The following is a 25,455-nucleotide window of genomic DNA, read 5'->3' on the forward strand; positions in this document are numbered from 1 at the left end:
GGAATCATCTTCTAGTTGCTTAACCTCTTTTTTTATTGTGTCCTTGACATAGGTGCCAGATTAGTTCGGGCGCCTTTTTATTTTTCTTTTATAAGTTCTTTAATATCATTGATCAATGCTTCATTATTTTCGCGGATCAGAACCACTAACCCTTCACGCAAGCGCTCAACGTCCATTGTCTCGCCTTGTTTGAGAACATATTGATCCATTATTCTTTGAATTTCAGCATTTCCAATACCATATTCTTTAGTCAAACTTATCATCTCCTTATCTAACCTAACTCTATGGTAATCAATTTTTATTAAAATATCAAAGATTTGGATGAGATAAGCCCCTAAAACAAGCCTTATTGTTTTTAATTTTTACTCTGGTACTTACTTTTCAGAAGTCGTTGGGAAAAAAATGATTGTTCCCCCCAAATTAACCACGCTAATGATTAGTTTTTTCCCAATACCAAAACCCGCTTAATCATGTTATTGTTATTACATACCAACCATAACTTCTTTTAGAAGACCTTATCTTTTATAAGAAGTTGCGATATACCTTCTTGAATTGTAGATGGGGAATCTAATCTTGTCCACCTCTTATTGAAGTGGACAACCTATTCAATAAGCGTATGTCAATGGTTCATCTTTTAAGTATGACCCCTTTTATAACTCGGCATAAAGTTTTTGGGCTAAGCGACTCCCCCTCGCTTAGCTCCTTTTTTTTGAATTTGTATTGAAGATTAACGCTCTCACCAATCAATCCTAAAATTGAGGAGGTACTTGTTAAGCTGAGAAAGGAAAATCTTTAGTCGTAAATGACTCTAAAATACATTTAAAAAAGGAAAAGCGTCCGGTGCGTCCGGTCCTTACTCAGAGGCTTCGGAACAGTTTTAATCTAAAGTGCATCGATAGGCAACACATTGATTGAAGCGGAAGGTGCTCTGACTCCTACGGGAACAGCACGCGTCCGAAGATCCACTTTGGAGCACCAAAAAACTGACTCTAAAGTTAGCTGAGGTCGTGCCCGTGGAAAGCGAGCAGCCTGGAGCGGAAATCAACACCCGTTCACTCCCATCCAACTTGAAATTGTATGCTTTCCTATCACCTAAAAAAAAAGCCTGAAATGCTTCTTTGCTTAGAGTTGCCTAAAAACAGATCAACACCCAATTGAGTGGGGGGACTTGACAGTTTCGTTCATATCAGGAGGCTCACCAGCGCCCGCGGAAAGCGGAGTGTATTTCCGTAGTGGTGCTTATGTGTGGTAAGTTACGTCGCCATTCCTTCAATTATGCCTTTCATTAAAAGGAAATGAATTTTCTTTAGCGAAATCCTTTATAGGCAACTGATATTCCAAGAGAAAGGGCGAAAGCGGATGACAATAGAATTAAAAGCCATGGATGCGACAACTTTTCAAAATTATATTTCACAATCTATTGAGGCCTATGCAAACGAACATATACGAGCAGGCAATTGGCAAGAAGAAGAGGCTTTAGAAAAAGCTAAAAGACAATTTGAACAGCTCCTACCTAACGGTTTAAACACAAAGGGCCATTTACTTTTTTCTATTTATCATAAACATGAAGCTATTGGTCACCTATGGCTTCATGTAAATCATCAAGGGCTTTATAAAAAAGCCTTTATTTATGATATTGAACTTCTGGAAAACTATAGAGGCAAAGGATTGGGAAAGGCAACGCTAGAAGCACTCGATCAATACGCTCAGAAATTAGGGATAAAGGAAATAAGACTTCACGTCTTTGCTCATAATAAAAGAGCCATCGCACTCTATCAAAAAATGGACTATAAAACAACAGATTATCACATGATGAAAACATTTTAGAGGTGGATAAAAACCTCCACATCGTTGAAGACTATGATGTGGAGGTGTTCAAATGGCAACGCGAAATAAAGAAATCAGAGCAAATAGTGGAAAAACAGCATCAAGTGTCAATCCTCAAGGGCTCTCCGAGGATGTAAAGGATCAACAGCCCCATACAGAATTAGAAGAACGGGCGAAAAAGAATCCAAAAAAATAAAAGCTACGGGTGAAATCCCGTAGCTTTTCCTTTACACTTGGGATAGAATCGAAACTAACAAAACAAATCACCTAAGCTCTACTTTTTTGGGGAGGAAAAAAAATGTTTGATCCAACTGTTTTTGATAATCTTAAGGTGGTTTTAGAAGGCGCCATCTACGACCTTGACTTAAATGAAAATGAACATATCGAGATCATTGATCGTAGTGATACTGTTGACCTCGCCAAAATGTCACGTTCATATAGTATTAGTTTATCTAGAGGAAAAGTTGAATCTGTAATAGAGCTCAGTACGGATGCCTTAAATTGGTCAGGAGAGATTCTCGCACCCGACCAAGATAATTATCCCTGCCAGCTTTATGTTGAATTTTTACTTAAAATAACTGACGTAAACCATGATTGTTCAGCCATTCGTTTTCGTCTGAATCAAATTTGGAAAACGTTCAAGCCAAAAATAGAACAAAATATCAGTTTCCTTTATGGAGATGCCTCAGAGATCTATGATAATCAAATCATTCTTTCCTTTAAAGAAGAAATTGATGAAAGTTTTATCATTGACATTCCCTTTATTATCGAATGCGCTTTAAACACTTTAGAGGCACTGGAAATGTTTGCCCATCAGTAAAAGGTTCTAGAGCTGCTTTCGCATTCTGATCACTTTTTGTGTGAGGTACTCTGTCATCATGGGCTTCATCCCATGTTTCTCATAAAAGCGCAGAGCCCTCTTATTCGTAGGCGAAACTCTTAAATGATACTCTGAAAGTCTCTTATTTTTAAAATAGTTTTCGGCATAATCTATCTGGATTTTTCCATAACCTTTGCCCCGAAACTCTGGTATTAAGTAAAATAGGTCAACATAACCAATAGGACGTCCCTCATAAACGATCATTTCAAGTTCTATTTGTCCAACTGGAACACCTTTGTACTCCATGATGACAAAGCCCTTAGGATACATGGAGGCAGCCATCGCCATCCAGGCCACATACATGTCTTCATCTCCAAGTTCTTCTGGAGTACCAAAACTTACAATATAAGAATCCTTTCGGAAATCAATAATAGTTTGCCGATCACGAAAGACATCAATCGGTCGGAAAGTAAAGTGTCGAGCCATAACAATCCCCCTCAAACACCACTATATTCATAAAGGCTGGCTCGTGTTCCCTTATGAGGGTTTTTAAGCTTTGACGTTCTATAGTAATAAGTGAATGAGGACTGGAATCGTCACTACACTTAGCAAAGTGCTTAAGAGTGTTGTGGATGTAACAATATTAGGCTTTGTATTAAACTGAAGCGCATAGATGGTTGTATTGGCAGCAGTGGGCATGGCTGCAATCAAAAGGATGACTTTAGCTACCATCCCGCTAACTGGGAGTATCCAAATAAGAACCAGGGCTATGAGGGGTGAAATAAATAATCGCGCGACCACCGCAACAGTCACTTTTTCAATTTGCATATTCTTCAAGGTAATATTGGCCAGTTGCATCCCTAATAACAGCATGACCATGGGAATGGTAGCATCAGAGATAAGATTAACAGGTCGTTCTAAAGTCTCTGGAAGGCTAAGAGACAGACTGTTAAATCCGACACCAAGTAGCGCTCCATAAGCAATAGGAATCTTTAACACCCGTCGCCAAGGGGCAAGCTTCTCACCCTTATCTCCACCTTTAGCCGCAAAATAAATCCCTACTGTACTCATTGACAACGATTGTATGACCATTAAAATTACTGCTGTATGTAGACCAGCGTCCCCGAAAGCAAATAAAGCAACAGGGACCCCATAATTTCCTGCATTCATAAAAACAGTGCCTAAAACCAATGCACAATAATCTTCCGTTGAATGCTTTCTAATACGTGAATAGGCATAGATAAGTGCAAGCAATACAATAGTTAAGGAAAATGCATAAATCACCAAATAAAAGGTATCCATATTTAAATCAGCTTCATAAAACGTTTTAAAGGCTAAAAAAGGCGACAATATATAAATAATCGTTGTCGATAGTGACCGCAATTCTAGGTGAAACAATTTTTGAACAAGATACCCTGCGCCAAATACAATAAATACTGGAACGACAATATTTAAAAAAACCATAGGCACTCCCCTTCTTCTCCTAAAGCTTATTTCAATTCCTCACGTCGTGACTTCGAGAAAAAGCAATACTCCTCATAAACGGCCTTTTCTATTTATTTCTATTTTCATTCTATTATAAATGAGTAATTGAACACAGTTCATTTTTCAAATCTTTATTCCTTCTATAAGAGATTGTACTAAAAAAGCATTGCGAAGGTCATGAAGGAATGATAAAATTTCTAGAATGACTTCATTAGAAGAAGGGATAAACAAAATGAAATCGTTTACCTTAGCCTCTTATGCGACTTATTTTTTGGCCGGATTAGTGGTCACAACGCTTGGTTCTGTCATGCCTCAATTGCTAGACTTTTACAACCTTTCTTATACTAAAGGCGGACAGTTAGTTTTTATCGGCTCGATTGGCTTTTTATTAGGAGTCCCGATATCGACTTTCTTATTGTATAAGTATAATGAGAAAACAATTTTATCTCTTGGTGCCTTTTTAATCGCCATGGCTCAAATCGGCTTTTTCTTCCTGCCGTCCTTTTATTGGCTCTTTGTATTAAATTTTATAAATAATACTGGTGCCGCGATCTTTGAAACCATTGTCGCTACACTGATTATGGAAGTCTTTGTAGGGCGAAGAGCGGTCATGATGAGTTATTTAGAAGTCTCCTTTGGATTGGGTGCCTTAGTGATGCCGATTATTGCCAGTGGTTTTATCGCTTTGGATCATTGGAGATATTCCTTTTTAATCACAAGTTTGACTGCTTTAGTCATGATGATATTCTGGAGTGTTATCAAATATTCTAAGACAGACATTGACGACTCCAAAGCACGGGATGCTGCTGCCCCATCTCCAGTTAAAATGTCCACGAGTGTGAAATGGGTTGTTTTATCTTTGTTTGTTTTTATGATCTGTCTATACACTGGCGTTGAAGGAAGTCTTAATAATTTTCTTTCTTCAATCTTCATCAATTACATTCATGCCATTCCTTACATAGCTTCGCTTAGCATCGGAGCCTTTTGGGTTACAATGGTCATTGGGCGAATGGCAACAGGCTTTATTATTCGGAAGGTCACTTATGATCATTATTTATTATGGAGTATGAGTATCACAGTCCTTTGCTTTATTGCCTTTATTCTGTTAAAAAATCAACTCATTGGATTTGGTCTTATTCTTTGTTTAGGCTTTACCATGTCTGGTGTTTATTCCATTACAATGGTGTATGCCAATCATAGTTTTCCGGGCTTTTCCAGACAAATTACCAGTGCTATCACTGCTTTTGCAGGCATCGGTAATGCGGTCTTTCCTGCTTTAGTGGGTTTGACAATGGATGCTCTTAACATTCAGATGGCACTATGGTTAATTGTTATCTTTTCAACGGTCTATATCATCGGCTTAATCTCTATTTCAAGACTCCATAGAAGGAAAAAACAAGGCCATTTACAAGCAAAAACAGGGGCTTAATTTGTAGGTCAACAAAGCGAACTGAAGTAAACCATTAGAGACAGAAAATATTTCTTTAAAGTAAAAAAGGTTACCGAGATTTCTCGGCAACCTTTTTTCATTCATTCTTTATTTTATTCCTCTGGAGAAACGGATTGTTTAATCATGGCATCGAGTTCTTGTTCGTATTTCTCACGAACTTCAGAAGTCCAGTTAAATTCATTCGCCATGAAATCAATAACAGGCTTTTTCCACTCATAAACAAAGTCAATATTAAAGAGAAGCGCTCCGGTTCTTCTTAAGAAGAAGTCTAATGGTGTTACGGTTAATTCATTGTCAATGCTATAGCGAAGGACCGCATAAACATCCATTGAAAGACCGAAGCTTTCACCTAGATTCCCTTGTTCTTTGATAATGCTATAGATGTACTGAATATTACTGCCGTAACGATGAGCCAACTCTTCCGCTTTTTCCTCAGTCAAACCAAGAGCCTTACCTTCTTTAACCTTCTCAGCAATGAACGCTGGCAATTTGTCCGAACCGCCGATGTCACCGCCAGATAACCGTTCATTCTTAGTTTGGCAGCCTGGGAAGGAGCGTCCTTCTTCTTTACTAATTTGTTCCCCCACAAAGTCAACCACTTTTTCTGCCATTTTACGATACCCTGTCAGCTTACCCCCAGCAATGGTAATTAAACCAGAGTCTGAATGGAACATTTCATCCTTACGAGAGATTTCAGAAGGTGATTTTCCTTCCTCATGAATAAGAGGTCTTACGCCTGCCCAGCTTGATTCAACATCGTCTTTTGTCAGACCAAGGCTTGGGAAGAGTCCATTGACAGCTTCTAAAATATAATCACGGTCTGCTTTTGTCATTTTGGGATTCTTAGGATCATCTTTGTAGTTGGTATCTGTTGTCCCGATGTAAACCTTACCCTCTCTAGGGATTGCAAAGAGCATCCGGCCATCGCCATTAGGTGTATCAAAGTAAACGGCGTTATGAAGAGGGAATCTTTCCCCATCAATGACAAGGTGAACACCTTTAGTTAGGTGAAGCATTTTTCCTTTTTTAGAATGGTCAATTTCTCTTAGCGTATCCACCCAAGGTCCAGCAGCATTGACAATCTTCTTCGCATAGAGATTATATCTTTCACCAGAAATTTGGTCGACTGCTTCAACACCGATAATTTTTCCATTATCATCATAAAGAAGATTTTCCGCCTTGACGTAGTTGACCGCCTTAGCTCCTTTAGCTACAGCTGCTTTCATGGTTTCCAAAGTTAATCGGGCATCGTCTGTACGGTATTCAACATAAACACCGCCACCCTTTAGATCTTCGGATTTTAATAAAGGCTCTCTTTTCAACGTTTGTTCTTTGTTAAGCATGGAGCGACGCTCTTCACGCTTAACTCCAGCAAGAAAGTCATACACCCTTAAACCGATTGAAGTCGAGAAAGTCCCAAAGGTACCTCCTTTATAAAAAGGTAATAGCATCCACACTGGTGTTGTCACGTGAGGCGCATTTTCATAAACAATCGCTCTCTCTTTACCAACTTCAGCCACTAGCTTCACTTCAAATTGCTTAAGGTACCTTAAACCACCGTGTACAAGTTTTGTGGAACGACTAGAAGTACCTGCCGCGAAATCCTGCATTTCGATTAAACCTATATTCAGACCACGGGTGACAGCATCAAGTGCAATACCAGCTCCCGTGATCCCACCTCCGATAACTAAGAGGTCCAAATTCCCTTCCTGCATAGCTTTCATATATTCGCTTCTTTTCAAGCTTGAATAAGTCATGTTTTGTCCACCTCATTGATATAGTACAAAATCAAAAAAGAGACCACAAGTAATCCAATGCACAAAATATACATTAGAATTCTCGTAGTCTCTCAATTGACTCATACGACCTTATTAACTTATCTTTATTATACCCCTTTTGATAGGTATTTTCAATGGTCATTTTAAAAATAAATGGTTTCATCCTTTTTAGTCCCAGAGCTCTGGATTAGACGTTGTCACAGCCGTTGCTCCACAAGCCAGGGCATCTTCCACATTTTGCTTAGTCCTTATTAATCCACCTGCGATCACTGGGATGCCTGTTTTTTCATTGACTTCCCTAATCAGGTCAGGTACGAGGCCTGGTAACACTTCAATATAATCCGGATTGACTTTATTCGTCAGGCGATAGCTTGTCTCTAGGGCAATAGAATCGAGCAGGAATAGACGTTGAACGATCAAAAGCCCTTTTTTCTTTGCGGTTTGCAAAACATTTGCTCGCGTTGAAATAATGCCGTCGGGTTTGAACTCCTGGCAAATAAACTCTGTCGCTTGTTCATCACTTTTTAATCCGTGGATGAGATCGGCATGCACGAATACTTTTTTTCCTTCTTGATGAATCGCTTTGACTATGTTTTTTAAATTTGCTAGATGTGCATCTAATAAGACCACATATTCATGATCACTTTTAATCCCTTTTTCAAAATCTTTGAACTTGCGTATAGCTGGGACAATACTTTGGTTTAACATGGCTATTCATCTCCTAGTGGAGTATTCATTATGATTAAAATTATTTTAACATCTGTGTATAAAATAGTGGAGAACGTCAATAATGAAAGTAAGCTATCTATCTTCTCCCCCTTGTATTCCCCCAAACGAAGGTTTGGGGGTTTTTTAAAGAATAAGAATGTATAAAATTATGGTCATCAGGAAAGCGTGGGTTTCCGATTAGAACGCTCGCCTTCCTCATGCCCACACGACATGGGTAGGATTGACGTTCGCCGCACCATCGCGGTCCCCGAAAAGTGTTCTTTACTTTTTGGGGTGGTTGATGTGCTAGCTTCGGCGGTGTCACCACGGACGCAAAAAACTTTTTCCGTGTTTTAATAAGGACCGGGCTTTGGCCCGGTTTTTCTTATTGCCCAAACTATGAGAAACTATAAGGAGTAAGGATGGTCCAGATAATCGAGGACATCCCTAAGCTCAAGATAATAAGGCTTTAATAGAGAGTTAAAGGTCAATATAACTTTTTTATCATGATCCTCATACTTCATGTGCGTTAATAAAGGAACATAAGCAAGCTCTCCATCAATGGATACCTTCACGGATACTTTTACTAATTTCTTTAGGCGCTCGGTAATATCAGAAGGATTGAGATGATCCAATCCAAAATCGATCAGGTTAATAAGATACGCTTTTGTGTCTTCATCATCTCTATTCACTTGTTTAATAATACCGTTAATAATTTTTTGGTCAAATAATGTGAGTTTATTATAGATTTTGATCACAGGATTATTTTCCATATGTCTCCCCCATTTTTGTCTTTTCTCTCTGACTAAAGCATACCCAATGTGTCTAAATTTCAGCCTTCTTTTTCTTCTTCAATAAAAAATTGATCAACCATTCGGTCGATGTCTTGTGGATCTGGCTCCTTCCCGGTAAACTCAAATGGTATTTCTTTAAGAAAAACACCATTTTGGTACACATGGACGGCCGCTCTCTGATGCGTCACACTGTATTCTACATCAAATGTATAACCGTCTCTTTGGATTGCCCCCATTTGTATCACCCTTTTTTCTATAGTTTAAAACAAATGGAAAAGCTTATACCTTAAATCTTTATCCACGATCTTTTGGATTCAAAAAGCAACTATCATTATTCCTCGTTCTATTAATCCTACGATTTGGAGACCTATAAATATTCCCTCTCACTATTCCTATCTCTAACCCTAGATTTTAGTCATCAAATTTCATAGTAAAAACTTGCTGTAAACCTTCAGCATAAAAAAGCACCTCCATTTGTTAGTCATTCTAACGATTGGGGCGCTGTTCATAAACATTATTTAGTAAATAATCCTTGAGTTTAAGCTAATGTTTCGAGTAACTTGAAAAAGGACAGCTTAATGGCGACGTCTCATCGTCCCTTAAGAAATATTGTTTCCATTCAAAATTATCCTTATCACCATATTCTTTGAGGTCAGGATGAATGTCGACAGCATCATAAGCCTGTAGACGCTCATGAATTTTCTTTTGAATCTGATGTGCATGTTTACTGTCTTTTCTAAATTCCTCAAAGACCCATCGCGGTGTTATCGCCAACATGAAGTAAGGAAAGTGACGACTTTTTCTTTTTTCATGAGAAGGTGTGGCACAATACATAAATAATGGCTCTCCATGAAAACAAAATTGCCAAAGAGCCTCTTCAGGCTCTTTCGGGATAGGGTCTGGCCATGGTTTTTCATCATGTTCCTTTAAACGATTTAACAAGTCCCAAAATAAATAAAAAAAATCCTCTGTCGCGATTGAATTCGCCTTTTCATGTATCCCTTCTATGAAAATAATTAATGATGTATACTTTCCATATTCTTTAGCATGGTTAATATATTCCTTGAGAACTAAACTGAACACTTCATCCACATGGTCACTCCAGAGGATAAAGCCATAATTCAATTGATTTAAAGCAAATCCCTGTGTCGCAGGTATGCAAGGAAATCGATTTTTCTTATCTGTTATCTTTTGCTTAAAGTGTTCGTAAGCCTCTTGTTCCCAGTCTTGTAATAGAGAGAATTCACTTTCAAGTGTCACTTGATCTAAAAGTCGTTCATGCATTCGACACCACACCACCATTTCTTTTCCTTTCTCATCAAGATATGAAAAAGAGCGGAATTGGGTGAATGTTCCTATGCAGTTATTCCTGTTCAATGGCACACTTTCCCTAGCTTAGAGAAAAGCAAAAACGTTCAAGTGCATAGATGAATGACTGATGCTTGTTAATGTAGAGAAATGATGTAAATAAAAATGGGATGCCTGCCCAAAAGTCAAGCTGAGTTCCTCATTTTCCTTCTTGACGAAATTCTATTTAATTGGTATAGTAATTTTGGCTAATACATAGGGTTATACCCTTCGATACTTAGCCTGGAGAGTTCACCAGGCATAGTATTACATATCATTTGGGGCTATAGTATAGCGGGAATACGCCACAATGGCATTGTGGAATCAGGGGTTCGATTCCCCTTAGCTCCACCATTATATTGAGAGACAACGGGGTTATCGCATTTGCGATGCCCTGTTTTTTATGGCTCTATTATATATGTTGGGGTTTGTAGAAAATTTACAATGCTGTTTTGGTTAAGTGAAAAATAACTCGCTTTCCGCGGGCAATCCGCAAGCCTCCTCGGACTTATCCTTTTGTGTCCTGCAGGGCCTTGCCTGGCTTGCTGCTCCCGCAGGAGTCTCGCCATTTTTCACTTTGTGTTCTTGAACCTTTTAAAAGACAGCAAAAAATACACGTAAGCTCCTATATCCTTTACACTTGAATTGACGAGAAACAAGGACAAGGATTGGAGTTACGTGTCTATGCAGTTTAACATGAATTTACCTGGATTAGAAGACGTTAAGATTACCAAAACAGAAGAAATTAATGGTAGCTTTTATCTTTATATTGAGGTCCCAAGAAAAAAACACAAATGCCCAGTATGTGGGAGCGAACCAACAAGGTACATGATTACCGTACTCAAAAGATGCAACAACTTAAGGTGTTTGAAAGAACTTCCTATCTGTTTTATAGAAAGCGAAGATATGTATGTTCATGTGGAAAGCGTTTTTTAGGGACTGAGTTTGTGAAGGCAATTCAAACAATTAAAAATTGGCAAGTTGATGTTTTAAATAGTTTTGCCTTTGGCTATAGTAATGGATTTATTGAAGGCTTAAACAATCAAACAAAGGAAATAAAACGAAATGCCTTTGGTTTCCAATGTTATGATCGTTTAAGATTAAGGGTTTTATTGCATCAGCAATATAAATGGTTAGATTTTTAAGTGGGGATAAAGAGTAGGAGTTTTACCCCTACCCCAAGAACCAAAAAAACAGGGAAAGAGTATACATGGCTCTTATTAAAAGTTTTTTCATATCACATTGGAGAATATGCCGAAACCTCATTAACGTTCACTCTTTTAATACATATATACAGTTATTTTTTCAAATGAAAACTGGTTCACTATGAACCAGCCTCAAAGAAATCTATATTTTTATATAACGAAGCTTTGCAATACATTAAGTATGAAGTGAGTTAAGTTGCCAAGTGCTTTTCATTGTAATGCTTTATGGTATCTCGTGCGATTTCCATTTTACTGACCGCATATGATTTACTATGTCGAGACATCCCCTCATCGGTTAATGCCTTTACCACCCGGCAAAGATGGTCAATAACATAAATTAAATCTTCCTTATTATATTTTTCTACCTCCGAACCGAACCGTGTCATTTCTGAAAAAATCTCTTCTGACATCAACTTGATTTGTCGATTCTCGCTGCCCATCTCATCCCCTCCTAGTGTGAATTTTATGCATTTCACCTGTCTTTATTACCATCAATTAGGAGGACAAGTTGGGTATTTTTATGGAAGAGGATGCATTGATAATAATTGAAAATGATTCTCATTATAGTTATAATTGAACACATAGAAAATAAGGAGGGATTGCTTATGTTCGTGATGCAAGCCAAATTTGAAATCGAGAAAGAACATGAAGAACGCCTTGAAAGAAAAGCACAAAACAATAAGCGTGAAATTGAAAACGCTGAGGGATTGCTTTCTTATGAATGCTGGAGACGTGAGTTAAAAGAAACCGTGGAATACGCCTTCGTATCAAAGTGGGAAACTCAGAATCATTTTAAAGCTTGGATTTCTCGTGAAGAGCACGTGAATCAACATAAGGCGGCCAATGCCCAGCGTAAAGAAGGTATTATTGATCCCGTAAAAATGAAAAAAACACTCCATAGTTATGAAGTCTTAAACGAAGGCCTTCAAATACAAGCATAATTATTGATAAAAAATTTTAAAAAATCCAGGTATGAGCACGGAGAGTTATTTTTGACCCCCAAGCTGATCATTTTACCTATAAAGAACAAAGGATGGCCAAAACATGGCCATCCTTTATTTTGCTTGCTTATGCTTTTGGTCCAATCATTTCTTCTGGGCGCACGAGCTTGTCAAATTCTTCTTCTGTTAAAATTCCCGTTTTAATCGCTGCTTCTTTAAGTGTGGAACCCTCTTTATGCGCTGTTTTTGCAATAAGTGCTGCTTTCTCATAACCAATATGCGGATTTAGCGCAGTAACAAGCATTAATGAATTATGCAGATATTCATCAATTTTCTCTGTTTCTGGCTCGATGCCCACAGCACAGTTATCATTAAAGGAAATCATCGCATCCGCAAGTAAACGTGCAGATTGCAAGAAATTATAGGCAATCACTGGTTTAAACACATTAAGTTCAAAATTTCCTTGACTTGCTGCAAAACCAATGGTTGCATCATTCCCAAAGACTTGCGCGGAGACCATCGTCACTGCTTCAGATTGTGTAGGATTCACTTTTCCTGGCATAATAGATGATCCGGGTTCATTAGCTGGAATCGAAATTTCACCAATGCCACATCGTGGACCACTTGCTAACCAACGAACATCATTCGCAATTTTCATGAGATCCGCAGCTAGAGCTTTAAGCACGCCGTGAACCGTTGTAATTTGATCATGACTTGTTAGGGCATGGAATTTATTATCCGCAGAGGTAAACGTTTTTCCAGTAATAGAGGAAATCTCCTCAGCGGTCATGCGTCCAAAATCAGGATGGGCATTTAGACCCGTACCAACAGCTGTTCCTCCGATCGCAAGCTCCTTAATATGCTTTGTTGTTTCTGTGAGCATGGTTTCACATTTTTCAAGCATTGCTACCCAGCCACTGATTTCTTGTCCTAAGGTAAGCGGTGTCGCGTCTTGTAAATGTGTACGGCCAATTTTAATAATCGCATTAAATTGCTCCGACTTTGCCTGAAGGGTTGCTTTCAATTTATGTAAAGCTGGAATCACGTCGTCCTCAACGGCAATAACAGCAGCTACATGTAACGCTGTAGGGTAAGTATCATTAGAACTTTGTGATTTATTGACATCGTCATTTGGGTGAACTTTGCTGTCAATCCCTTTTTCTTTTAGGATTTGATTCGCACGATTGGCAATCACTTCATTCACGTTCATATTTGATTGCGTGCCACTTCCCGTTTGCCATACCACAAGCGGAAAATGCTCATCTAATTGCCCTGAAATGACCTCATCAGCGGCTTGGACAATGGCGTCCGTTTTGTCTTGGTCAAGTTTTCCTAATTTGTTGTTTGCGAGTGCTGCTCCCTTTTTTAAATTCGCAAAGGCTTTCACAATTTCTAGAGGCATTTTCTCCCAACCAATTTTAAAGTTTTCCTTGCTTCGTTGGGTTTGAGCTGCCCAAAGCTTATCGGCTGGAACTTTGATTTCACCAATAGTATCTTTTTCAATTCTATAGTCCATTTGGGACCCTCCCTGATTTTCAAAACGTTCACCCCTAGTATATCAAATCATGTAGAAAAATGATGCTAAAAACCATCCTGTCCCAAAACTATTTTTCATGCTTTATCTCGATTCAATCGCCATGACGAGACGAATAATAATATAACCGACAATACTATAGATAATTAAAGCAAAAAGGGCGGACAAATCTAATAAATATTCCTCCTGAAACAAAATCGGTTTGAATACCCCCTCAAAGGGAGCCAGGAAGGGTTTACTTAAATCATAAATCCAACGTACAAAAGGGACCTCAGCCGCGCCAAACAATTTTAAGACAATATATAGTCCGAGGAGAATTTGAACGGCGGACACTACAACATTTAAAATTTTTGTCACTAAAAATCTTTTTCGACCTGCCACGTCCGCATACCCTCCTTCCCATTCCTTCATCTCAGTTGCCATTAGGTCGCTATTAAAACAATGCTAATGGACTCCTAAGATGCATCCACTTTACTAGCACATAGTTTACTCAAGGAATAAAAAATTCATTCTGGTTTTTAGAAAACCTGGCTTATGGGCCAAGACCTTAATGGCAAAAACCAAAATTGCATTTATAGGATCTTTTACAAGGTTGTACATTCCGATTTACGAAAAAAGGATCGCCATGAAAGGCGACCCTTTAAAAATTTATTTTAAACGTTTTTCAAGCTCTGCTTTTTCTTTTTCAAATCCTGGCTTACCAAGCAATGCAAACATATTCTTTTTGTAAGCCTCAACTCCTGGTTGGTCAAACGGGTTAACGCCGAGGAGATAACCACTCACAGCACAAGCCTTTTCAAAAAAGTAAACAAGATAACCGAAATAATAAGGCGTAAGTTCTGGGATATTCACCACTAAATTAGGAACATCGCCGTCAGTGTGAGCCAACAAGGTCCCCTGTGCGGCTTTCTTATTGACAAAATCCATCGTCTTTCCAGCAAGATAGTTGAGTTTATCCAAATTATCAGCATCTTCTTCAATCGTGATTTCCTGCCGAGCGGATTCCACCATAAGAACAGTCTCTAAAAGATGCCGACGCCCTTCTTGAACATATTGTCCCATTGAATGTAAATCGGTTGAAAAATCAACAGAAGCAGGGAATAAGGCTTTTTGGTCCTTCCCTTCACTTTCCCCAAAGAGTTGTTTCCACCATTCAGAGAAGTAATGTAGCCCTGGTTCATAATTAACGAGAAGTTCAATCGCCTTCCCTTTGTTATAAAAAATTTGCCGACTCGCCGCATATTGATAGGCAGCGTTCTGACTTAATTCGGGAACTGAAAAGTCAGTTTGAGCATCTTGTGCCCCTTTCATAATCTCTTCAATGTTAATCCCAGCAGCAGCAATCGGAAGTAAACCTACTGGAGTCAGAACCGAATAACGCCCACCGACATCATCAGGGATGACAAAGGTTTCATAGCCCTCTTCATTTGCTAAAGTTTTTAATGCCCCTTTTTCACGATCAGTGGTGGCGTAGATCCTTGCTTTCGCTTCTTCTTTCCCATATTTCTCTTCAAGTAGGGATCGGAATATACGGAAAGCGATAGCCGGTTCCGTCGTTGTCCCTGATTTCGAAATGACATTGACGGAAAAATCTTTGTCCTTTAATACATCAATAAGCTCTTTAGTGTAAGTAGAACTAATGGTATTCCCAACAAAAAAGACTTGAGGTGCTTGCCGTTCTTCTTTGCTTAGAAGGTTATAAAAACTATGATTAAGCATCTCAAGAGCAGCTCGCGCGCCTAAATAAGAGCCACCAATTCCAATAACAAGAAGAACATCGGAATCAGCTTTAATTTTTTCCGCAGCCTTTTGAATACGAGCAAATTCAGCCTTATCGTAATTCGTAGGCAAGTCTACCCAACCGAGAAAATCATTGCCGGCCCCAGTCTTATTATGTATGGTCTCGTGAGCTGTTTTTACCGCACTCTCCATTTGCCCGAGTTCTTGTTCTGAGAAAAAAGAAAGGGCATTATGGTAATCAAAGGTTACTTTATTCATGTCGTCAACCTCCATATAAGGGCTTGTCCAATAAAACACTGAAGCTATTAGTATTTAACTATGCTTTCTGTTTTATTGAAACGCCGCTTTAATCTCTCTATTTTACTTTACAGAAAAGTTGATTATTAAGCAAACAAAAATGAAAGCCCCCTCTGAAAAAGGAGGCCTGTGATCCACTCTATTGATCAGAGCGCCATTTTATAGATCGCCGCAACATCTTTTCTATCGAGGGTTGCAAACCCACCAAACGGCCCATTGGCCATGGCACGATCCACCATAAGCTCTAGCTTCTCATCATTGATATTATACTCACGCAAAGTTGAAGGAGCCCCTATACTATCCCAGAAGGCACGCAACTTCTCAATCCCTTCAAGCGCAATATCTCGATCTGATTTGCCTTCAGGATTGACATTGAAGACTCTGATTGCGAGTTGCTTTGTTTGTTTCAAGCCCTGATCTAATGTGTATTTTAGCCAATTAGGGAAAAGAATTGCCAACCCACCACCATGTGGAATATCATAAACCGCAGACACTGCATGTTCGAGGTTATGAGTGCCCCAATCGCCTTTCGTTCCCATCCGAATCATATTGTTTAATGCCATGGTTCCACAATAAAGAATCGTCTCTCTATATTCGTAATTTTGCAAGTCATTAATCAGCTTAGGTGCTGTTTCAATAACGGTTTGCATCACTGACTCACATAACCGCTCTTGTAATGGAGAGTTTGGAGAATGGAAATAATATTGTTCAAGGACATGACTCATCATATCAACGATTCCGTAAACGGTTTGGTCCTTAGGAACCGTATATGTATTTTGTGGATCCAAAATTGAAAACTTCGGAAATAAAAGTGGTGAACCCCAGCCATATTTTTCATTGGTTTCCCAATTAGTTATGACGGCACCAGAATTCATCTCAGAACCAGTAGCGGCAAGAGTAAGCACCACTCCAAGCGGAAGAGCCTCTGTAGGTATTGCTTTGCGTGTAACTAAATCCCAAGCATCCCCATCATATTTTGCCGCCGCTGCAATCGTTTTAGCACAGTCAATGACACTGCCCCCACCAACAGCTAAAATAAGATCGATGTTTTCTTTTTTACAAATATCTGCCCCTTTATTGACAGTGGTCACTCTTGGATTGGGTTCTACTCCGCCAAGTTCAAATGCCGACGCATTTACCGCTTCGAGTTCAGTCTTTACTTGATCAAGCAGACCATTCCGCTTCACGCTCCCCCCACCATAAACAATTAACACTTTATTCCCATATTGAGGAACTTCCTTACGAAGGGCCTCAATTTGATCTTTACCAAAAATAAGTTTTGTAGGATTTTCAAACACGAAATTATCCATTTATAAGCCTCCATTCACAATACGTTCTTAAAACAGTAGGTACAGCACTTAATACTCTTCTGACCCTTTTTTATTATCTTATTTATTATGACCATATGTAAAGCAAGAAACACTACGGATAATTATGCCCATCAAAAGAGATTCTAAAAGGAAGACACTTTTAAGTTTTTTTAATTTCATTCAGAAAGGAGGTTAGACCATGAATGGACTACAACGAACAGCTTTAGCGCTCATTATCATCGGCGGCATCAATTGGGGGCTCATCGGTTTCTTTCAATTTGACCTTATTGCGGCCATCTTTGGAAGTCAATCCGCCACCCTCTCTCGAATCATTTATGGGATTGTCGGACTCTCAGCCCTTTATTGTCTTACCCTTTTATTCAAGCCATCAGCTGAATTCAGCACTGAACCTGAAAAACAATTCCGTTAGTCTCCGTGCCAAAATAAATAAGGCTGAGCTTTTTTCTAAATGGATTTAGATCACAACCTAAAAGCGAGGCTGTACGAAACACGGGGGAAAATTTAAAAAAAGGGCCTCGCTCCCGCACATAAGAAGAAGCAGCTGACTAATAAAAGAGCATCGTGCCCGTGGAAAGCGAGCGTCCTGAAGCCGAGATCCACACTATCGACTCGGGTAGTTATCATTCTGGGGTTACGTCGGAATTTCTTTCAACTCCTAACATTGAGTCAGTAACACCCTTCCCTGAGTTTATTGCTGCTTAAGTCCAATATATTAGTAAAGCATAAAAATAAAGGTATCCCAAAGGATACCTTTATTTTTTTAATCTTTTATTTAATTGTGCTTGTTTCTCATTGGATTCCTTGATCCAATTTTTTAATTTTTGCTCCAATGTATTAAATCCGCCTGTGTTATCATTGGATCCACGTCGGTTATTGTTGCTGCTGCCACTGGCTTGCGTTGTACGTTTAGTCGCTGCAGGACGCTCTGGTTTGGGCTGTGTCTGACGAATAGATAAAGACACCTTTCCCGCGTCTTGATCAATCTTAAGGATTTTCACTTTTACTGTATCTCCGACGCTGAGTTTCTCATTGATATCCTTAACAAAGTCATGTGAAATCTCCGAAATATGCACAAGACCTTGGTGTTTGTCGTCCAAGGCAACAAAAGCTCCAAATGACTTAATTCCCGTAACCTTGCCTTCGACGATATCTCCGACGTTGTATTGATCCAACATGCAAACAACTCCTAAGGTTTTTTAACTTTTAAAGTATAACATAGGCCCTTTTCTATTTAAAGCAAAGCGCCTATACCTGTAAACGGAATACCCCAAAACCGTTTATCTTAAACGTGCTTTTTCCGAACTTTGTTGCATAGCCTTTTCAACATAAATTTGATGCCAAAGCATGAAGATAAGTGTCGTCCAAATTTTACGGCTATTATCCCTTTTATCATTCCTATGGTCATCAAGAAGTTTATATACATAGGATTTATTAATCCACTCATCGGTTCCACTTTCACGGATTAAATTCTTCGCCCAATCATAAAGTTCGTTCTTTAGCCAGACGCGAATAGGCACAGGGAAACCAAGTTTTTTTCTATACAAAATAGAGTCAGGAACAATGCCACGCATGGCTTCGCGCAATGCATATTTCGTTGTTTTATTGGCTGTTTTTAATTCTGATGGAATTTTTGACGCAACAGCAAAAACTTCTTTATCCAAAAAAGGTACCCGTAATTCAAGAGAATGCGCCATGGTCATTCGATCAGCCTTTACAAGAATATCGCCACGTAGCCATGTATGAATATCCACATATTGCATGGTTTCAACATCCGTATAGCGATTAGCCCGAGCATATATATCCGAAGTGACTTGCGTAAAGTGTGTCGTTTCTCTATGGTGCTTCATGATAAAACGCTTCTCATCTTCATCAAACATGAAGGCATTGCCAACATAACGTTCTTCCATTGGTGTACAGCCACGAATGAGGAAACTGCGTCCTTTCATGTCACTCGGTAGCTTATTCGCCACACTCTTAATGAAGCGCTGCGTGCCCTTAGGCATTTTCTTTAACCATTTTAAATCCAATGGCTCACGATAAATATTATAGCCCCCAAATAATTCGTCAGCCCCTTCACCGGAAAGCACCACTTTCACATGCTTACTGGCCTCTTTTGCCACAAAATATAATGGGATTGCAGCAGGATCAGCAACAGGGTCATCCATATGCCAAATAATTTTGGGAAGTTCCTCTATAAAAGCCTCTGGCGTAATCACAGTGTGAATATTTTCAACACCGAGCTTCTCCGCAGAATCTTTGGCAATATCAATTTCACTATAGCCTTCACGTTCAAAGCCGACGGTAAATGTTTGAATGTTAGGATGAAATTCCTTTGCTAATGCCACAATACTCGTTGAATCAATCCCACTGGATAGGAATGCACCTACAGGCACGTCACTGCGCATATGCATTTGTACGGAATCACGTAGTGCTTCTCTTATACTTTTCTTGGCTTCATCTAACCCTTGATTAGACGGACTAAAAGTCGGCTTCCAATAAGATTTAATAACCATCTCTTCGCCGACTTTCTTAGTTAAATAATGACCAGGAGCAAGACGACGAATATTAGCATTCATGGTTTCAGGTTCAGGAACAAATTGGAACGTTAAATAGTGCTGCAAAGCTTCTTGGGCAACCGGATGAGGCTCCTCACCTATGAGCAAACTTTTCTTTTCCGAGGCAAAAAAGGTCCCATCGTTTGTTTCCATATAGTAAAAAGGTTTGATCCCAAAAGGATCTCTAGCAGCAAAGAGTTTTTTCTCTTGTTTGTCCCATATCACAAAGCCAAACATACCACGTAGGCTTTTAACTGCTTCTTCTCCACGGGTCGCATATAAAGCGAGGATGACTTCCGTATCGGAAGTTGTGGAAAAAGTGACACCTTCTTTAACAAGTTCCTCTTTTATTTCAAGGTAATTATAGATCTCACCATTAAAAATAATGTGGAAACGATCATCTTCAAAGCTTAAAGGTTGATGACCACCTTCCAAATCAATAATACTCAAGCGACGAAAGCCAAATTGCACAGTATCATCGGTATAAAACCCATTGTCATCGGGTCCACGATGTGTGATGATATTCGTTCGCTCCACCATATTATTTTGTTCATGCTTTCCTGGTTCCAATAATCTATTTGAAACAAATCCTACAAATCCACACATATTACAAACTCCTTTCGAAGAAGCCACAAATATTTCTTCATATTCATTTATTCGCAACTTACCCATATCTATACAGTCGTCGTACGAAAATTTTTTACTAAGATAGTTTACCACTCTCTTAAGTAAATGCCTAGTATCGAAGCATAATTTATCAAGGGCTAGCTATTCATCGAAATCATCCTATTAGACATTCATGGCATTAGAAAACTTCGCTTATCCTTCACCGCTTCGTTAAGCACAACCTGATGTTCAGACATCTGTGTTCACACATTAAAGGTGTCACCAATTCTTAATAGCGAAAGCCAAAGGTCTTCCACAAAGGTATAAATATTGACATAAAAAAAAGAGCGATGAGCTCCTTCGCAATCAGGTACAAATCCTGCTTCTATTTTTTTGTAAAAAGCTCCTGAATGTCTACTTCTAATACTTCTGCCACTTCAGCAAGCTTTTCAGCAGAGATTTTACTTCTGCCTTTTTCAAGGTAATAATACCCATTCGGACTGCGAAACCCTAGAGTCTTTGACATTTCTTCAAGAGACATTTTCTCTTTTCTCAGTCTCTTCATTTTTTCTAAATCAACCACACGCTTCATCACACACATCCCCTTTTGTATTTTCCGTTATGGTAACATATTTTTACTTATATTCACAGTTATTTGTGTGAATAAAATAACTTTTTACCTTTTTGGAAATATCATAGAGGATAAATACTTTCTCATGATAGAATTTTACACAAAATTATCGAGACAGGGTGCAGGCTATGGGGGATTTTTTAGGAGATCGTATTCGTTTTTTACGGGAAAAACATCAATTATCTCAAAAGCAATTGGCAGCACATTTGAATATCAGTAATGTCCAGCTCTCCCGATATGAATCAGGATCTCGTACACCTGATCCCGAAATCATTACGCGCTTTGCTTCTTTTTTTAAAGTATCCACTGATTTTCTTTTGGGTCTTACACCTTCAATACAAGAAAATCATATGCCCTTTATCAAGAATGAAGACATCCAATTTCTCCAAGCGATTAAATCGATAGCAGGGCTTGAGGAATTCATTCGTTCAGTGATTCAAACGCCTAAAGACTTCGAGAAATTGAATCAAATATGGAAAATAATAAAAGATCAATAGCACTGAAGTCTCTGTACATAAAGTTTAAGAAGAGGATGACATTAAAGGGCCCTAGGACCTGATGATGTCATCCTCTTTCTTCTAAACTTGCTTTTTAACAAGAGATGGACTATGTGATATTTTCATTCATACACTGAAAGTCAAGCTAATCGTGAAAGAAGCAATTTATAAGACAAAGAAGATTGTTTTTAGCATTTCAATCGGATGAAGCCCAGAAATAGACTCAATCGTGACATTGAGAGCGGCTAACACCAAAAAAGCCATCAAAATCCTTCTCAGCACTGTTTTTACTAACGGCATGCCCTTCACTCTCCTTAAGTTAAGACTCTCCAGAAAAGTAAAGATTTAAACGTTACTAGCCTAACAGGTAGAACACGAGAGGATGATAGCTTTGGCTACTAGAAAGCGATTATGTAATTGACTCTAAAGCTTTTAAACATGACACTAAAAACTTAAAACATTTGATATCCTTTTTTTCTTAAGGTTCTTATGGTTATTCCAGCAATTATAGCCCCCACTAATCCCATAGCAAGCACAACGATATCGGATATCTTTAGATTAATAAAACTAATCCAGAGGTCTGAAAACGCATACGATGTATTCGTAAAATAATCCCAAATGGACACATGATCAATAATTAAAATAATAAAGAAGGGATAGAGAATAGCAATCAACCAAGTCGTTTTTAGCAGCATATTTACAATAAAGCCTATCCCAAAAAACAAGACAGCAAAGAGTAAAATTGAAAGAATAAGCTGTGGTATTGAAAGAGCTCCAGACATATTTCCACCTCCTGAGTCAACGTTAGTTTACTTAAAAAAGAGTCTAACGTCAATGAATAGATGCGAGATCCTTCTTCATCTTTAGACTGTTAGCGGGGGCAGAAAAGGCTCACTCTTAGAGTCATAAGATGTGAGCCTTAATAAAAGCTATTGTTTATCCCCTGACGTTTTGCCTGTGCCGGCACAGTTTTCACACGTCTCAGATCCTCCCAATAATAGTTGAAAATAACCTCTACCATGACAATAAGGGCACGGATGATTTTTGGACATTTTATCTTTAGTCATTAATGACACACCCTTTCGACTTTTCTGATAATAATACAGATTTTTTTGTTTATTGTAAAGAAACATTACAATCGAAATATTCAAATGTAAGCGTGAACAACTCGTTTTTGATTCTATTTTCTGCGTTTTAATAAGATTTTCTAAAACGCTAATAACAATGGCGAAATCGTATACACCATCTACTCTCTACCTCTTTAATTCTGAAAGAGCGCATTAGAAAGCTGGGCAAAAAAGCCCGGTCCTTATTAAAGCATTGAAAAGGTTTTTTATCCCAAGAGGCAACGACAGCACCAAGTGGTTTGGAGCGGAAGACGTGACATTCGGAACACTTATATAGAGTGTATGCCTCAGCGCCGCTGACTCACGGATGCCTAGACGAGAGTCCTTCGAGATCAGCAGCCAGCGTTACTTCTCGAATAAACTTCAAGTTGTTCTGAGAAAGTTGACGACGAAGCGTTACGATTAAACTTTTAAATTCTGATTTATAAAAAAGACAAGGCTTAGGCCCTGTCCTTAAAAATTTTATAAGTGCATGATTATTTACTTAACAAATTTAACTTCCCTTTTTTGAGGACTAAGCCAATACCTCCAAGTTTAAGCAAGTAGCGATCATCAATGATTTTTTTCATTGCAGCTGCTGAGGTCCCTTTAAGTTTCGTCTTTCCAAAAATAATTCCAATGGCATCGCCATGCCCGAGCGAAGCAACCGTTCCCATATTATTGAATACAAAAGGCTCATAATCTTCTCCATTTAAAACCTTAGGCATATTTTTTGATAGGTAAAGCGCTTGTTGAATCGTGATTTGAGCTGTTGTTGGATAAGGTCGATCTGAATTAGGGTCCGGAGTGTTGGCACAATCCCCAATAACAAAAATATTATCATATCCAGGGACTCTTAACTGATTGGTGACATTGACTCTTCCACGAACGACATCGAATCCAGAATCTTCAACAATGTGATTACCTCGGACACCACCCGTCCAGACAACGGTCCCTGCCATAATTTCTTCAGTTTCTTTAGTACTTTTCTTTTCGATGATGACTTTATTACCCAAACATTCTTTAATTAAATAGCCAAACTTAAATTCGACACCTTTACTTTCGAGACGTGAAATGGCATAAGCAACAAGCTCTTTATCAAACATAGGAAGAATGGAAGGAGAACCTTCAACGTTAATGATTCTGACTAGCTTACGGTCAATATCATATTCTTTACAAAGTTCAGGAATACGATTGGCTAACTCACCAAGGAATTCAACACCTGTAAAGCCGCCGCCACCGACCACGATATTAAGCCGTTCATCTTCCTTCTTTTCGGTGCAGTGATAGCAAGAAAATTGGTATTCAATATGTTCACGGATTTGACGAACAGAGTTCAAATTCTCTATTGCTAAACCATTTTCCTTCATGCCTTTGATGCCAAAAGTGGCTGATTCAAATCCTAAGGAAATAATAAGATAATCATAATCAATCTCTCCGCTTTTTTCGAGAACAACTTTATTTTCATCCTTATTAATTAAAGTTACAGTATCCTGGATAAATTCGACACGATTGGTATCAATCACATCTTTGATTAATATACGAGCTCGATCAGCCGGTAATGTCCCTGCAGCCGGTTCATGGAGCCATGTTGATTGGTAATGGTAATTATGCTTATTGACCAAAGTAATCGTTGCTTCATTTTTTCCTAAGTACTTCGGCAATTTCGTCGCTGAAATCATTCCGCCATAACCAGCACCCAGAATTAATATTTTTGGCTTATTCAAGTTATCACTTCCACCTTTTTGTCATACTTTCATTAAAGTTTGTGATGTATTTCACGTACTTAATCAAAAAATAATCCCAATGACAATAATATGTCTTTTATCTTTATATTTCAACCACTTTTTTAGTCTTGGAGAGAAGAATATAAGCGCAAAACCATTTCAGCATTTCAAGTGGGTTTATTTTAGCTTTGATATGGTTAAATTGAAAAAATATTGAAGAAGGAAACTTATATCCTAAGGGATGTGGTAACGATCATGTTCAAACGCGTATTTAAACATATTTTTATTCCTCGACGCTCGAAGTCAAATGTTCTATTTTTCCCCAAGGTAGATTACCAAAACGATATCCATGAAGCCACACGTTCAACCCGTCACTATCTCTTGGAACTTTTAAGATTACAGGGATATATAGTTGAAGAAAATTTATTTTTAAATGAGCATTTTTTTGATATTCTTATACCAGAATACCGCTATATTATTTATTGTAGTCTAAGTGACCCTGATGATGTTATGACTAAAGTCTTTCATAAACGCCTTAAAAACATCGCGACTGCACATGGTTATCGATTATGCGTTATCTCTAAATCTCACTTCTATAAAGACCTTCACCATCTTTTAGCTTTACTCAAACTCAATCTGCATTAGAAAAAGCTCCTCCCTTTTTGTTTCTAGAGAGGAGCTTTATATATTAGAACTAGCAATCCTTACTTGGCGTACCTGCATTATCCGCGGTTCTAAAGGACTGCCCACACCCACATGTCATGAGTGCATTCGGATTATCAATGGTAAAACCGCCACCCATCATGTTTTGTTTAAAATCGATGGTGACACCATTTAAAAGCGGTGCACTGTCAGCATCTACAACGACCTTGAGACCTTCTGTTTCAAAAAACTGGTCATCCTCTTTTTGTTCGTTGTCAAATCCCATTCCATAGGATAATCCAGAACAGCCGCCACCTTTGACACCCAAACGAAGATATAAATGATCGCCTTCTTCATTCGCCATCATTTCTTTAATACGGTGATTAGCGGATTCAGTAATAGTAATCATTGATCATGCCTCCTTATTTTGTCAG

General features: G+C 38.6%; 30 protein-coding genes and 1 tRNA gene. 10 read left to right on the top strand and 21 right to left on the bottom strand.

The window, feature by feature from the left end:
* Window positions 1–77: 77 nt before the first annotated feature.
* Complete coding sequence (locus tag IEV91_RS01830) at window positions 78–254, bottom strand: hypothetical protein (RefSeq protein WP_188495505.1); 177 nt, start codon at window positions 252–254, stop codon at window positions 78–80.
* A 1,105-nt stretch (window positions 255–1,359) separates the two neighbouring features.
* Here IEV91_RS01830 and IEV91_RS01835 point away from each other — a divergent pair.
* The 3 genes from IEV91_RS01835 to IEV91_RS01845 all read left to right on the top strand — a co-directional run bounded on the left by IEV91_RS01835 (window position 1,360) and on the right by IEV91_RS01845 (window position 2,647).
* On the top strand, window positions 1,360–1,827 hold the full coding sequence (locus IEV91_RS01835) for a GNAT family N-acetyltransferase (protein ID WP_188495507.1): 468 nt from the start codon (window positions 1,360–1,362) through the stop codon (window positions 1,825–1,827).
* Window positions 1,828–1,879: 52 nt separating this feature from the next.
* Complete coding sequence (locus tag IEV91_RS01840; RefSeq protein ID WP_188495510.1) at window positions 1,880–2,023, top strand: hypothetical protein; 144 nt, start codon at window positions 1,880–1,882, stop codon at window positions 2,021–2,023.
* Between the two features lie 102 nt (window positions 2,024–2,125).
* Window positions 2,126–2,647: a hypothetical protein gene (locus IEV91_RS01845; protein ID WP_188495512.1), complete on the top strand. Its 522-nt coding sequence runs from the start codon at window positions 2,126–2,128 to the stop codon at window positions 2,645–2,647.
* Between the two features lie 6 nt (window positions 2,648–2,653).
* On the opposite strand, the gene IEV91_RS01850 is transcribed toward IEV91_RS01845, so the two are convergent.
* The gene (locus IEV91_RS01850; protein ID WP_188495514.1) at window positions 2,654–3,133 is read right to left on the bottom strand and encodes a GNAT family N-acetyltransferase; all 480 of its coding nucleotides are present in this window, start codon (window positions 3,131–3,133) and stop codon (window positions 2,654–2,656) included.
* A 78-nt stretch (window positions 3,134–3,211) separates the two neighbouring features.
* Window positions 3,212–4,111 (bottom strand): AEC family transporter, encoded by a 900-nt coding sequence (locus IEV91_RS01855; RefSeq protein WP_188495516.1) that lies wholly within the window; start codon window positions 4,109–4,111, stop codon window positions 3,212–3,214.
* A gap of 253 nt (window positions 4,112–4,364) precedes the next feature.
* Between IEV91_RS01855 and IEV91_RS01860 the strand changes: the two genes are divergently transcribed.
* Window positions 4,365–5,561 carry an MFS transporter gene (locus IEV91_RS01860; RefSeq protein WP_188495518.1) on the top strand — a complete coding sequence of 399 codons (1,197 nt, stop codon included), beginning with the start codon at window positions 4,365–4,367 and terminating at the stop codon, window positions 5,559–5,561.
* A gap of 113 nt (window positions 5,562–5,674) precedes the next feature.
* Here the strand turns inward: IEV91_RS01860 and IEV91_RS01865 are convergent, their stop codons facing one another.
* The 5 genes from IEV91_RS01865 to IEV91_RS01885 all read right to left on the bottom strand — a co-directional run bounded on the left by IEV91_RS01865 (window position 5,675) and on the right by IEV91_RS01885 (window position 10,146).
* Window positions 5,675–7,339, bottom strand: a complete 1,665-nt coding sequence (locus tag IEV91_RS01865) for a glycerol-3-phosphate dehydrogenase/oxidase (RefSeq protein ID WP_188495520.1) — start codon at window positions 7,337–7,339, stop codon at window positions 5,675–5,677.
* Between the two features lie 189 nt (window positions 7,340–7,528).
* Complete coding sequence (locus tag IEV91_RS01870) at window positions 7,529–8,068, bottom strand: glycerol-3-phosphate responsive antiterminator (RefSeq protein ID WP_188495522.1); 540 nt, start codon at window positions 8,066–8,068, stop codon at window positions 7,529–7,531.
* Window positions 8,069–8,475: 407 nt separating this feature from the next.
* Window positions 8,476–8,841, bottom strand: coding sequence for a RepB family plasmid replication initiator protein (locus IEV91_RS01875; protein WP_188495530.1), 366 nt, complete (start codon window positions 8,839–8,841; stop codon window positions 8,476–8,478).
* A 59-nt stretch (window positions 8,842–8,900) separates the two neighbouring features.
* A complete protein-coding gene (locus tag IEV91_RS01880; RefSeq protein WP_188495532.1) occupies window positions 8,901–9,098 on the bottom strand; it encodes a DUF5370 family protein in 198 nt (65 codons plus the stop codon).
* Window positions 9,099–9,405: 307 nt separating this feature from the next.
* Entirely contained in the window at window positions 9,406–10,146 is a 741-nt protein-coding gene (locus IEV91_RS01885; RefSeq protein ID WP_188495534.1) for a YqcI/YcgG family protein, read from the bottom strand.
* A 343-nt stretch (window positions 10,147–10,489) separates the two neighbouring features.
* Between IEV91_RS01885 and IEV91_RS01890 the strand changes: the two genes are divergently transcribed.
* A tRNA-Ala gene (locus tag IEV91_RS01890) sits at window positions 10,490–10,563 on the top strand.
* Window positions 10,564–11,003: 440 nt separating this feature from the next.
* Window positions 11,004–11,354: a transposase gene (locus IEV91_RS01895; protein WP_444544432.1), complete on the top strand. Its 351-nt coding sequence runs from the start codon at window positions 11,004–11,006 to the stop codon at window positions 11,352–11,354.
* 251 nt (window positions 11,355–11,605) lie between these two features.
* Here the strand turns inward: IEV91_RS01895 and IEV91_RS01900 are convergent, their stop codons facing one another.
* Complete coding sequence (locus IEV91_RS01900; protein WP_188495536.1) at window positions 11,606–11,854, bottom strand: hypothetical protein; 249 nt, start codon at window positions 11,852–11,854, stop codon at window positions 11,606–11,608.
* A gap of 165 nt (window positions 11,855–12,019) precedes the next feature.
* On the opposite strand from IEV91_RS01900, the gene IEV91_RS01905 reads away from it, so the two are divergent.
* A complete protein-coding gene (locus IEV91_RS01905) occupies window positions 12,020–12,355 on the top strand; it encodes an antibiotic biosynthesis monooxygenase family protein (protein WP_188495538.1) in 336 nt (111 codons plus the stop codon).
* A 127-nt stretch (window positions 12,356–12,482) separates the two neighbouring features.
* Here the strand turns inward: IEV91_RS01905 and fumC are convergent, their stop codons facing one another.
* The 4 genes from fumC to IEV91_RS01925 form a co-directional block, all read right to left on the bottom strand.
* Complete coding sequence (gene fumC / locus IEV91_RS01910) at window positions 12,483–13,871, bottom strand: class II fumarate hydratase (RefSeq protein WP_188495540.1); 1,389 nt, start codon at window positions 13,869–13,871, stop codon at window positions 12,483–12,485.
* Between the two features lie 102 nt (window positions 13,872–13,973).
* A complete protein-coding gene (locus tag IEV91_RS01915; RefSeq protein WP_188495542.1) occupies window positions 13,974–14,270 on the bottom strand; it encodes a YggT family protein in 297 nt (98 codons plus the stop codon).
* A gap of 267 nt (window positions 14,271–14,537) precedes the next feature.
* Complete coding sequence (locus IEV91_RS01920; protein ID WP_188495544.1) at window positions 14,538–15,887, bottom strand: glucose-6-phosphate isomerase; 1,350 nt, start codon at window positions 15,885–15,887, stop codon at window positions 14,538–14,540.
* 185 nt (window positions 15,888–16,072) lie between these two features.
* The gene (locus IEV91_RS01925) at window positions 16,073–17,236 is read right to left on the bottom strand and encodes an iron-containing alcohol dehydrogenase (protein WP_188495546.1); all 1,164 of its coding nucleotides are present in this window, start codon (window positions 17,234–17,236) and stop codon (window positions 16,073–16,075) included.
* Window positions 17,237–17,435: 199 nt separating this feature from the next.
* Between IEV91_RS01925 and IEV91_RS01930 the strand changes: the two genes are divergently transcribed.
* Complete coding sequence (locus tag IEV91_RS01930) at window positions 17,436–17,666, top strand: DUF378 domain-containing protein (protein WP_188495549.1); 231 nt, start codon at window positions 17,436–17,438, stop codon at window positions 17,664–17,666.
* Window positions 17,667–18,009: 343 nt separating this feature from the next.
* Here IEV91_RS01930 and yugI read toward each other — a convergent pair whose 3' ends face one another.
* The 3 genes from yugI to IEV91_RS01945 form a co-directional block, all read right to left on the bottom strand.
* Complete coding sequence (gene yugI, locus IEV91_RS01935; RefSeq protein ID WP_188495551.1) at window positions 18,010–18,432, bottom strand: S1 domain-containing post-transcriptional regulator GSP13; 423 nt, start codon at window positions 18,430–18,432, stop codon at window positions 18,010–18,012.
* A 102-nt stretch (window positions 18,433–18,534) separates the two neighbouring features.
* Window positions 18,535–20,418: an asparagine synthase (glutamine-hydrolyzing) gene (gene asnB / locus IEV91_RS01940; protein WP_188495552.1), complete on the bottom strand. Its 1,884-nt coding sequence runs from the start codon at window positions 20,416–20,418 to the stop codon at window positions 18,535–18,537.
* 385 nt (window positions 20,419–20,803) lie between these two features.
* Window positions 20,804–21,010: a helix-turn-helix domain-containing protein gene (locus tag IEV91_RS01945; protein ID WP_188495553.1), complete on the bottom strand. Its 207-nt coding sequence runs from the start codon at window positions 21,008–21,010 to the stop codon at window positions 20,804–20,806.
* 167 nt (window positions 21,011–21,177) lie between these two features.
* On the opposite strand from IEV91_RS01945, the gene IEV91_RS01950 reads away from it, so the two are divergent.
* The gene (locus tag IEV91_RS01950) at window positions 21,178–21,546 is read left to right on the top strand and encodes a helix-turn-helix domain-containing protein (RefSeq protein WP_188495554.1); all 369 of its coding nucleotides are present in this window, start codon (window positions 21,178–21,180) and stop codon (window positions 21,544–21,546) included.
* Between the two features lie 165 nt (window positions 21,547–21,711).
* On the opposite strand, the gene IEV91_RS21825 is transcribed toward IEV91_RS01950, so the two are convergent.
* The 4 genes from IEV91_RS21825 to IEV91_RS01965 form a co-directional block, all read right to left on the bottom strand.
* Window positions 21,712–21,846, bottom strand: coding sequence for a hypothetical protein (locus IEV91_RS21825; RefSeq protein WP_268236341.1), 135 nt, complete (start codon window positions 21,844–21,846; stop codon window positions 21,712–21,714).
* Between the two features lie 152 nt (window positions 21,847–21,998).
* Window positions 21,999–22,328 carry a YuiB family protein gene (locus IEV91_RS01955; RefSeq protein WP_188495555.1) on the bottom strand — a complete coding sequence of 110 codons (330 nt, stop codon included), beginning with the start codon at window positions 22,326–22,328 and terminating at the stop codon, window positions 21,999–22,001.
* Window positions 22,329–22,475: 147 nt separating this feature from the next.
* Entirely contained in the window at window positions 22,476–22,613 is a 138-nt protein-coding gene (locus tag IEV91_RS01960; RefSeq protein ID WP_188495556.1) for a YuiA family protein, read from the bottom strand.
* 536 nt (window positions 22,614–23,149) lie between these two features.
* Window positions 23,150–24,379 carry an NAD(P)/FAD-dependent oxidoreductase gene (locus IEV91_RS01965; RefSeq protein ID WP_188495557.1) on the bottom strand — a complete coding sequence of 410 codons (1,230 nt, stop codon included), beginning with the start codon at window positions 24,377–24,379 and terminating at the stop codon, window positions 23,150–23,152.
* 255 nt (window positions 24,380–24,634) lie between these two features.
* Here IEV91_RS01965 and IEV91_RS01970 point away from each other — a divergent pair, with 255 nt between their 5' ends.
* A complete protein-coding gene (locus IEV91_RS01970) occupies window positions 24,635–25,024 on the top strand; it encodes a hypothetical protein (RefSeq protein WP_188495559.1) in 390 nt (129 codons plus the stop codon).
* 49 nt (window positions 25,025–25,073) lie between these two features.
* On the opposite strand, the gene IEV91_RS01975 is transcribed toward IEV91_RS01970, so the two are convergent.
* Window positions 25,074–25,430: a HesB/IscA family protein gene (locus IEV91_RS01975; RefSeq protein WP_188495560.1), complete on the bottom strand. Its 357-nt coding sequence runs from the start codon at window positions 25,428–25,430 to the stop codon at window positions 25,074–25,076.
* Window positions 25,431–25,455 lie beyond the last annotated feature (25 nt).

It is taken from the genome of Pullulanibacillus pueri, from assembly GCF_014639255.1.
GTDB classification, from domain to species: Bacteria; Bacillota; Bacilli; order Bacillales; family Sporolactobacillaceae; genus Pullulanibacillus; species Pullulanibacillus pueri.